A 9,050-nucleotide genomic window follows, 5' to 3' on the forward strand; every position below is an offset into this window, starting at 1 on the left:
CCATTCGTCTCCTCCCACAGATCGAACACACCACCCGCCAACGGCGCCGCCGTATTCGCATCCGTCTTCAACACCCGCACCTCACCCGTCACCGGAGGAGTGCCGCAGGCGGGAAGGTCGCCGTTGAAGGGCCAGGCGTGGAACTCCTGGCCGCCGCCTCCGGTGGCCAGGCTGGTGTGGTTGAGGGTGCCGGCGGTGAAGAACCGGCCGTTGACGCCCGCGAGGGTCACGGTGGTCACCGAGGCCTGCTCGCCGATCAGGAAGCTGCCCTGGAACTGGCCGGTGCCGCCCAGGCTGACGACGGAGGCGTCGGGGAAGTTCCACAGCAGGTGGTCGCGGTAGGCGTTGAGCGGGTCGTCGGTGTCGTTGATGCCGCCGCTGAAGGTGTTCAGGGCCCGGGTGGCGCCGAGCACGTTGACCAGGATCGTGGCGCCCGTGGGGATGTTCGCGAAGACGATGCCCTGCTGGCCGCCGGTCGGGCCGGTGAGGTTGAAGTCGACGTTGAACACCTGGAGCGCCGAGCTGCCGTCACCGGTGAACAGGGTCTGCCCGCCCTCGTTGACGGCGGTACCGGTCGGGGTCCGGGGCGTGCCTCCGACCCGGGCGTAGCAGTCGGACGCGGAGGTGAGCTGGTCCCGCAGGCCGCTGTAGGGCTGTACGGCGTTGGGGTCGGTGACCAGGGTGCCGGTCACGGTGCCGGTGACGGGGCCGGCGTGCCGGACGACTCCGCCCTCGGCGACCAGGGTCTGACCGGGGACGACGGTGACGCCGCCGCCGGTGGTGAGGAAGTCCGCGCCGTCCGGCGGGGGCACCCGGGAGCCGACGCCGGCGATGCCGACGTTGTAGATCGAGCTGACCCCCACCTCCTTGGCCTGGCTGAAGTTGTTGAGGACGACGACGCGTCCCTCGGCCTCGGCGGCGCGGCCGGTCACCAGGAAGTCTCCGCCGACGAAGACGTTGATGCCGTTGTCCCGACCGGCGAACGGGCCGTTGTTGATCGAGCTCGGGTAGGGGTTCGGGCAGTCGCCCGGGACGCACGGCCCCAAGCCGCCGGGGAGCGGGGCCGCCACGGCCGTGACCGCCCCGGGGCCGAGGGCGAGCACCGGGACGAGGGCAGAGATGACGGTACAGGGGACGGCGAGTGCTCCGGCGCGTCTGCGGACGCGGGAGAGCAGTCGGTTGAAGGAAGCCATAGTCGTAGCGTCCGGCAGCAGCGCGGATCGGGTCACCGGTGAGGTGGCCGTCTACGCTGATGCGGTGACCAGCCGCACCCTTACAGTCCAACCGTCACCCGGGCGGCGGGCACGCGCGGGGAGCGTGGAGCGTCCGCACCGGACGACCTGTCAGCCGGCCGGACCGCCCGGCCCGCGGACCGGCCCGCGGGCCGCCCTTCGGACCGCCCTGCGGCCCGGCTCCGCTCAGGCGGACTCGTCCCACGGCGAGGGGGCGCGGTTGCCGGTCCCGTCGCAGGTGCGGCAGATCTCGTCGCGGTAGGCGTGCTTGGCGCCACCGGCGTCGACCCGGTAGCGGACGTAGACGCCGGTCCCGTCGCAGAGGAAGCAGTTCCCGCCGCCGCCGCCCACCTCGGTGGTGCCGGTGCCCTGGCAGGTCCGACAGCTGAGGCCGGCGGTGCGGCCGGTGCCCGCGCAGATGCGGCAGACCGTGGTCATCGTCTTCCTCCCGGGTCGGAACCAAGGTCATGCTAGGCCCTGCGCTCCCCCGGAAACCCCGGACCGTCGGCTTCGGCCTGCTTTCGCCGGGGCCCTCGGCACTGTTCACCGCCCGTTCATCCGGCGCGGAGGGACGCCCCTGCCCGACCCCGAGGCCCGGCGGCACCCGGCGGCACCCTGGTCCGACGGGTCAGCCCGACAGGCCCTCGCGGACGCGGCGGGAGACGGCGATCTGCTGGAGGTCGAGCATGCCCGGGGGGTCGGCGAGGCCGGGACCGCCGGCCTGCACCCACTCGGCTATCTCCTCGATCATGTCGTCGGCCAGGACCCAGCCGAGCCAGACCGGCCGCCCCCCGGCCGCGCGGCCCTCGCTCGACGGGCCGACCACCACGACGTTCGAATGCGCGCACGTGTCGAGGCACTTGACGGCCCGGACCCGGCCCGATGCCCCGACGGCCGTGCGCAGCCGCTCGTACTGGCCGGTGTGGTCGATGCCCGGGTGCTTCTGCTCGGTGCCGCAGCAGCAGCCCCGGCAGACGGTGACGGTCACGGGGGAGGCCGGGCCCTGCCGGCCGGTGTGCTCGCGGTCTCGGCGGCTCATGGTGTCTCAGCTCTCCTCACGGCGCGGGGCCTCGTGGTGCGGGCCTCGTCGTGCGGGGCCTCGTTCTCCAGGGCCCGCCGCCACGCCCGTTCGCGCAGCAGCCGCAGGCCGTTGAGGCCGACGACCACGGTGGAGCCCTCGTGCCCGGCGACGCCGAGCGGCAGGGGCAGCGTACCTGCCAGGTCCCAGACGACCAGGAGGGTGATGCACGCACCGGCGATCACCAGGTTCTGCACCACGAGCGTGCGGGCCCGCCGGGAGAGTGCCACCACGGCGGGGAGGGCGGTCAGCTCGTCGCGGACGACGACCGCGTCGGCGGTCTCGAGGGCGAGGTCGGAGCCGGCCCGGCCCATCGCCACCCCGCTGTGCGCGGCGGCCAGGGCGGGGGCGTCGTTGACGCCGTCGCCGACCATCAGGACCTTCCGGCCGGCGTCGGCCAGCGCGCGGACGGCGGCGACCTTCTCCTGCGGCAGCAGCCCGCCCCGGACGTCGGTCAGCCCGACCTCGCGGGCCAGGTGGCGGGCGGCGCGCGGGTTGTCGCCGGTGAGCAGCACGGGCGGGCGGCCGGTCAGCGCGGTCAGGGCCCGGACGGCGGCGGCGGCCTGTTCGCGCGGGCGGTCGGCGAGGCCGAGGACGCCGACGGGTTCGCCGTCGCGGAGCACCAGGACGGCGGTGCGGCCCGCGGCCTCCAGGGCGACGACCTCGGGGTGTTCCCGGTAGGGGCCGGGGGCGCCCACGGCGACCACCGCGCCGTCCACGACCGCCCGCACCCCGACGCCCGGGGTGGCGGTGAAGTCGGTGGCCGGCGGGACGCCGGTCCCGCGTTCGCGGGCGGCGGCGACGACGGCGCGGGCGAGCGGGTGCTCGCTGGGGTGCTCGGCGGCGGCGGCGAGTGCCAGCAGGCCGTGTTCGGTGACGCCGCCGAACGGGCGGACTTCGGTGACCCGGGGCGTGCCCTCGGTGAGGGTGCCGGTCTTGTCCAGGGCGACGGCGTCGACCTGGCCGAGTCGTTCCATGACGACCGCGGACTTGACCAGGACGCCGTGCCGGCCGGCGTTGGCGATCGCGGAGAGCAGGGGCGGCATGGTGGCGAGCACCACGGCGCACGGCGAGGCGACGATCATGAAGGTCATGGCGCGCAGCAACGTGCCGGAGAGGTCCGCGCCGAGGGCGAGCGGGACGGCGAACAGCAGCAGGGTGGCGGCCACCAGGCCGGCGGCGTAGCGCTGTTCGACCTTCTCGATGAAGAGCTGGGTGGGTGCCTTGGTCTCGGACGCCTCGGTGACCATGGCGACGATCCGGGCGATCACGGTGTCGGCGGCGTCGCGTTCGACCCGGACGCGCAGCGCGCCGGCGCCGTTGAGGGTGCCCGCGTAGACCTCGTCCCCGGCGGCCTTGGGGGCGGGGAGCGGTTCGCCGGTGATGGTGGCCTGGTCGACGTCGCTCGCGCCGTCGAGGACGCGGCCGTCGGCGCCGATCCGCTCGCCGGGGCGGACCAGCACGGTGTCGCCGACGGCGAGTTCGGTCGTGGGGACGGTTTCCTCGGTGCCGCCCCAGGGGCCGGTCACGGCGCCGTGGCCGTCCCCGCGCAGCCGGGTGGCGGTGGCGGGGGCGAGGTCGAGCAGGCCGCGGACCGAGTCGGCGGTGCGGGCGGTGGCCAGGGCCTCCAGGGCGCCGCTGGTGGCGAAGATGACGATCAGCAGGGCGCCGTCCAGGACCTCGCCGACGGCGGCGGCGCCGAGGGCGGCGACCACCATCAGCAGGTCGACGTCGAGGGTCCGCTCGCGCAGTGCGCGCAGTCCGGCCAGGGCCGGCTCCCACCCGCCGGCGAGGTACGCGACGGCGTACAGCGCGCCGTACGCCCAGCCGGGGCCACCGGGCAGCTGGACGGCGAGCGCGGCCAGGAAGGCGACGAGGCTCGCCGTCGCCCAGCGCGCCTCGGGCAGCGCGAGCACGCGGGTGCGGTGCGGCGCCGGTGCGGCGGGCGGGGCGGCGGTGGGCGGGCGGGTGAGCACGGTGGCGGGCATGGGCGTCACGATACAGGAACACATGAACACACCTTCATGTGTTCATATGGACGGCCGGCCCACCCGAGGACCCGCCCCGTAGGATTCAGCCATGGGACACTCAGCCGCCGAGAACGCCGTGCCGCAGATGCGCCTGGACGCGTCCAACGCGGCCAAGGTGGCCAGTACGCTCCAGGCCCTCGCCACCCCCTCGCGCCTGCTGATACTCGCCCAACTCCGCGAGGGCCCCCGGGCCGCCACCGAACTCGCCGACGCCGTCGGCATGGAGCAGTCCGCCTGCTCCCACCAGCTCCGCCTGCTCCGCAACCTCGGCCTGGTGGTCGGCGAACGGCGCGGCCGCTCGGTCGTCTACTCGCTCCACGACGAGCACGTCGCCGCCCTCCTCGACCAGGCCGTCTACCACGTCGACCACCTCCGCCTCGGCCTCACCGACGACCGCTGAGACCCCCGGAGGCCGCCGCACGGCACCGCCCGCCCCGCCGCGTCACCGCCACCTTCACCGGGGGGACTCCTCCGCGCGGTCCTGGGCCGCGAGGACGGCGTCACCGTGCCGGGACCCCCAGGCGCCCAGGGTCTCCAGGGCGGGCAGGAGGGTACGGCCGAGCGGCGTGAGCGCGTACTCGACGCGGGGCGGGGACTCGGGGTAACTACGCCTCTCCACAAGGCCGTTGTGTTCCAGCCGACGCAGCGTCTCGGTGAGCACCTTGGCACTGATGCCGCCGATCCGGGTGCGCAGCGCGCCGGGGCGCCTGGGTGCGTCGCGCAGCGCCCAGAGCACCACCGGGCTCCAGGTGTTGCCGAGCAGGTCGAAGGCCGCCCGGGCCCGGCAGTCGGCCAGGTAGGTCTGGCCCGGAATCTCGTCCACCGCTCCCCCAGAGTTCGTCGGTCACGCACCGATCGGTAACCGACGGCGCTCCTAGTGTCATCCCGAATCGACCGAACGGGGCCGAACAGGCCGGACGGACAGGAGACTTCGCATGCGGATCGGCATCATCGGGGCGGGGAACATGGCGCGGGCGCTCGGCGGGCAGTGGGCCCGGGCCGGGCACGAGGTGGTGTTCGGCGCACGGTCGGCGGCGCGGGCCGCCGAGGCGGCGCAGAGCGCGGGTGCGCGGGCGTGGGTGGTGGCCGGCCCGGCGGCGGCGGCGGAGTTCGGCGAGGTGGTGCTGCTCGCCGTCCCGGCCGACGCGGTGGAGGCGGTGGTCGCGGCGGCGGCCCCGCCCGCCGGGCGGGTGCTGGTCGACTGCACCAACCCGATCGCCCCCGGCCCGCTCGGTCTCCACCTCACCACCGCCGGCGGCCCGTCGATGGCCGAACGGATCGCCGCCGCCGCTCCCGGCACCCACGTGGTGAAGGCGTTCAACGCCTGCCACGAGAGCGTCTGGCGGCTCACGCCGCCGGTGTTCGACGGCCGCCCGCTCGCCGTGCCGCTCTGCGGGGACGACCCGGGGGCGCTCGCCCTGGTCGGCCGCCTCACCGCCGACCTCGGTGCGACGCCGGTGACGGCCGGCCCGCTGGCCCGTGCCGGGCTGCTGGAGGCCGCCACCGCGTTCGCCATCGGCCTCTGGTTCGCCGGTCACGACGCGCAGGCCGTCCTGCCGCCGCGGCAGTACTCGGGCGTGCCCGCCGCCTGACGCGGGGCCGGGGCGGCCCCGGCGGCGGCACGGTCACCGCCGTCGCACCGCACACCGCCGTCAGGCCACCGCCGCTGCGCCGCCGTCCCCGCTACGCCGCCGCCACTACCCCGTCGCCTCCGCCGCGGCGCGCCCGGCGGCGCGGCCGGAGAAGAGGCAGCCCCCGAGGAAGGTGCCCTCCAGGGAGCGGTAGCCGTGGACGCCGCCGCCACCGAAGCCGGCCGCCTCACCCGCGGCGTAGACGCCGTCGAGTACCGAGCCGTCCGCCCGCAGGACACGCGACGAGAGGTCGGTCTCCAGCCCCCCGAGGGACTTCCGGGTGAGGATGCTCAGCCGGACGGCGATCAGCGGGGCGGCGTCCGGGTCGAGGATGCGGTGCGGGGCGGCGGTGCGGATGAGCTTGTCGCCGAGGTAGCGGCGGGCCCCGTGGATGGCGGTGACCTGGAGGTCCTTGGCGAAGGGGTTGGCGATCTGGCGGTCGCGGGCCTCGACGACGCGGCGCAGTTCGGCCGCGTCGATCAGCTGGGCGCGCGCCTTGGCGTTCATCGCGCGGGCGAGGTCGTGGAGGTTGCCGGCGACGACGAAGTCCGGCCCGTGGTCGAGGTGGGCGCGGACGGGGCCGGGGGCACCGGGGAGGGCGCGGGCGAAGACGCCCCGCACGGACCGGCCGGTGAGGTCGGGGTTCTGCTCGGAGCCGGAGAGGGTGAATTCCTTCTCGATGATCCGGCGGTTGAGCACGAACCAGGTGTGGTCGTGCCCGGTGGTGCGGATGTGTTCGAGCGTGCCCAGGGTGTCGAAGCCGGGGAAGAGCGGGACGGGCAGCCGGCGGCCGAGGGCGTCGAGCCAGAGCGAGGACGGACCGGGCAGGATGCGGATGCCGTGCCTGGCCCAGACCGGGTCCCAGTTGGCGATGCCCTCGGTGTAGTGCCACATCCGGTCGCCGTTGATCAGGTGGCCCCCCGCCTCGCCGGCGATGCCCAGCATCAGCCCGTCGACGTGGGCGGGGACACCGGAGAGCATCCGGTCGGGCGGGGCGCCGAGCCGGGCCGGCCAGGACCTGCGGACCAGCTCGTGGTTGCCGCCGATGCCGCCGGAGGTGACGATCACGGCCTGGGCACGCAGCTCGAAGTGGCCGGCGACCTCCCGCGAGCTGGCCTCGCCCCGGGCCGCGCCGCTCGGGACGAGCACCTCGCCGGTCACCGTGTCGACGGCGCCGGCGCTCCCGGACAGGCCCGTGACCCGGTGGCGGAACCGGAGGTCGACGAGTCCGCGCGCGGCGGCGGCACGGACCCGGCGGACGAACGGTTCGAGCAGTCCGGGGCCGGTGCCCCAGGTGATGTGGAAGCGGGGGACGGAGTTTCCGGGACCGTCGGCGAGCTGTCCGCCGCGCTCGGCCCAGCCGACCACGGGGAAGAACCGGACACCCATCGCGTGCAGCCAGGCCCGCTTCTCGCCGGACGCGAAGTCGACGTAGGCCTCGGCCCAGCGGCGCGGCCAGGCGTCCTCGGGGCGGTCGAACCCGGCGGTGCCGAGCCAGTCCTGCCGGGCGAGGGCGGGCGAGTCGCGGATCCGCATGCGGCGCTGCTCGGGCGAGTCGACCAGGAAGAGCCCGCCGAAGGACCAGTGCGCCTGGCCGCCGAACGAGGCCGCGGGTTCCTGGTCGAGCAGGATCACCTTCCGTCCGGCGTCGGCGAGTTCGGCGGTCGCGGCGAGGCCCGCGAGTCCGGCTCCGATGACGATGACGTCGGCGTCCAGGGCCATGCGGGCTCCTCCATCGGTGCTCCGGCCGTGCGCGGTGCTGTTGCCCGCGGGCGGTGCGGGTGCGCCCGATACTGCGGCCTGCGGCGGGGCCCGTCAACAGGTCGGCGGCCTGCGGGGGCCGCGACGAACGGCGGCGTGAATTCCGCTCCACCCCGTTTCGGAAATACCTTCGATACGCCGTGGAGCGAAATTCGAAATACCTCTGACGGATTTTCGGGTGTTTCCGCGCAAACCATGGACGAATACGAAACCCGGAAGTAACTTACCTTCCAGTAGCTGTGGCCAGGCTCGCACGACCCCCCACCCCACCCGTTTCTCTCCCCCAGGAGGAACCGTGCTCCGCCCTGCCCGGAACCGCCGCACGACCCGTACCTCCCGGAAGCCCGCGCTGCTCGGCGCCGCCGCACTGGGCGCGGCCCTCGCCCTGACCACGACCGGCGCGCAGGCCGCGGCCCCCGCGCCCCGGCACTACGTCGCGCTCGGCGACTCGTACGCCGCCGGCGCCGGCGTTCCGGGCCAGTCGGCCGGGCTCTGCCTGCGCTCCGACCGCAACTACGGCCACCTGGTCGCCGCCGCCCTGCGCGCCGGCGCGTACACCGACGTCACCTGCGCGGCGGCCAAGGTGAAGGCGATGACGCAGCCGCAGTACGACGCCTCCATCCGGGTCAACGACCCGCAGCTGAACGCGGTGACCGCCGACACGGACCTGGTCACTCTCGGGATCGGCGGCAACGACCTGGGCGTCACCGACCTCGGGATCGGCGAAGTGGTCGGCGCCTGCATCGCGGGCGCGGTGGTCAACCCGCTCGGCACGCCGTGCAAGGACCTCTACCACCACGGCCACTGGGACTGGTCCAGCTGGTCCTGGCAGTACGGCAACGACGACCTCGCCGACCGGGTCGCCGCGGCGGCCCCGCAGGTCGCGGACACCCTGAAGCGCATCCGCGCCAAGGCCCCGAAGGCCCGGATCCTGGTGGTCGGCTACCCGTCCGTGCTGCCCGCCGACGGGGCGGACTGCGTGCTCCGCCAGCCCATCGCCCCGCGCGACATCCCGTACCTGAACGGTGTGCTCGGCAAGCTCAACGCCATGCTGGCGGCCACCTCCGCCGCCAACGGCGCCACCTTCGTGGACACCGCCACGCCGACCGCCGGACACGACGTCTGCTCGGACGACCGCTGGGTCGAGGGCGCACTGCCCGGCTCCCCGGCCGTCCCGTTCCACCCGAACGCCACCGGCGAGCGCGTCATGGCCGACGCCGTCCTCAACGCCCTCAGGTAGGGCCGGGGGAAGCCGACTTCACGCCGCCCACGGGGCGGGAAACCCCGAGGGGGGGGTGGGCGGGGGACCCGGCACCCC

Annotated in this window: 9 protein-coding genes; 3 read left to right on the plus strand and 6 right to left on the minus strand. The window is 75.0% G+C overall.

What is annotated here, in order from left to right; all coding sequences use genetic code 11:
• From ACFWOG_RS19730 to ACFWOG_RS19745, 4 genes are all read right to left on the minus strand, one after another.
• A partial coding sequence (locus ACFWOG_RS19730) for a choice-of-anchor A family protein (protein ID WP_380359895.1) occupies positions 1–1,193 on the minus strand: 1,193 nt, incomplete at its 3' end.
• A gap of 225 nt (positions 1,194–1,418) precedes the next feature.
• Positions 1,419–1,670, minus strand: a complete 252-nt coding sequence (locus tag ACFWOG_RS19735) for a hypothetical protein (protein ID WP_329879091.1) — start codon at positions 1,668–1,670, stop codon at positions 1,419–1,421.
• Positions 1,671–1,860: 190 nt separating this feature from the next.
• On the minus strand, positions 1,861–2,271 hold the full coding sequence (locus tag ACFWOG_RS19740) for a (2Fe-2S) ferredoxin domain-containing protein (protein ID WP_329879092.1): 411 nt from the start codon (positions 2,269–2,271) through the stop codon (positions 1,861–1,863).
• Positions 2,268–4,298, minus strand: a complete 2,031-nt coding sequence (locus ACFWOG_RS19745; protein ID WP_380359897.1) for a heavy metal translocating P-type ATPase — start codon at positions 4,296–4,298, stop codon at positions 2,268–2,270. The genes ACFWOG_RS19740 and ACFWOG_RS19745 overlap by 4 nt, the downstream gene beginning before the upstream one ends.
• Positions 4,299–4,389: 91 nt before the next feature.
• Between ACFWOG_RS19745 and ACFWOG_RS19750 the strand changes: the two genes are divergently transcribed.
• A complete protein-coding gene (locus ACFWOG_RS19750) occupies positions 4,390–4,740 on the plus strand; it encodes a metalloregulator ArsR/SmtB family transcription factor (protein ID WP_329879094.1) in 351 nt (116 codons plus the stop codon).
• 54 nt (positions 4,741–4,794) lie between these two features.
• Here ACFWOG_RS19750 and ACFWOG_RS19755 read toward each other — a convergent pair whose 3' ends face one another.
• The gene (locus tag ACFWOG_RS19755; RefSeq protein WP_329879095.1) at positions 4,795–5,163 is read right to left on the minus strand and encodes a helix-turn-helix domain-containing protein; all 369 of its coding nucleotides are present in this window, start codon (positions 5,161–5,163) and stop codon (positions 4,795–4,797) included.
• A 112-nt stretch (positions 5,164–5,275) separates the two neighbouring features.
• Here ACFWOG_RS19755 and ACFWOG_RS19760 point away from each other — a divergent pair, with 112 nt between their 5' ends.
• Complete coding sequence (locus tag ACFWOG_RS19760) at positions 5,276–5,932, plus strand: NADPH-dependent F420 reductase (protein WP_380359899.1); 657 nt, start codon at positions 5,276–5,278, stop codon at positions 5,930–5,932.
• Positions 5,933–6,037: 105 nt separating this feature from the next.
• Here the strand turns inward: ACFWOG_RS19760 and ACFWOG_RS19765 are convergent, their stop codons facing one another.
• Positions 6,038–7,693: an FAD-binding dehydrogenase gene (locus tag ACFWOG_RS19765; RefSeq protein ID WP_380359901.1), complete on the minus strand. Its 1,656-nt coding sequence runs from the start codon at positions 7,691–7,693 to the stop codon at positions 6,038–6,040.
• Positions 7,694–8,027: 334 nt separating this feature from the next.
• Between ACFWOG_RS19765 and ACFWOG_RS19770 the strand changes: the two genes are divergently transcribed.
• Positions 8,028–8,972 (plus strand): SGNH/GDSL hydrolase family protein, encoded by a 945-nt coding sequence (locus ACFWOG_RS19770; RefSeq protein ID WP_380359903.1) that lies wholly within the window; start codon positions 8,028–8,030, stop codon positions 8,970–8,972.
• Positions 8,973–9,050: the final 78 nt, after the last annotated feature.

The organism is Kitasatospora sp. NPDC058406 (assembly GCF_042722765.1).
In the GTDB taxonomy this organism is placed as follows: domain Bacteria; phylum Actinomycetota; class Actinomycetes; order Streptomycetales; family Streptomycetaceae; genus Kitasatospora.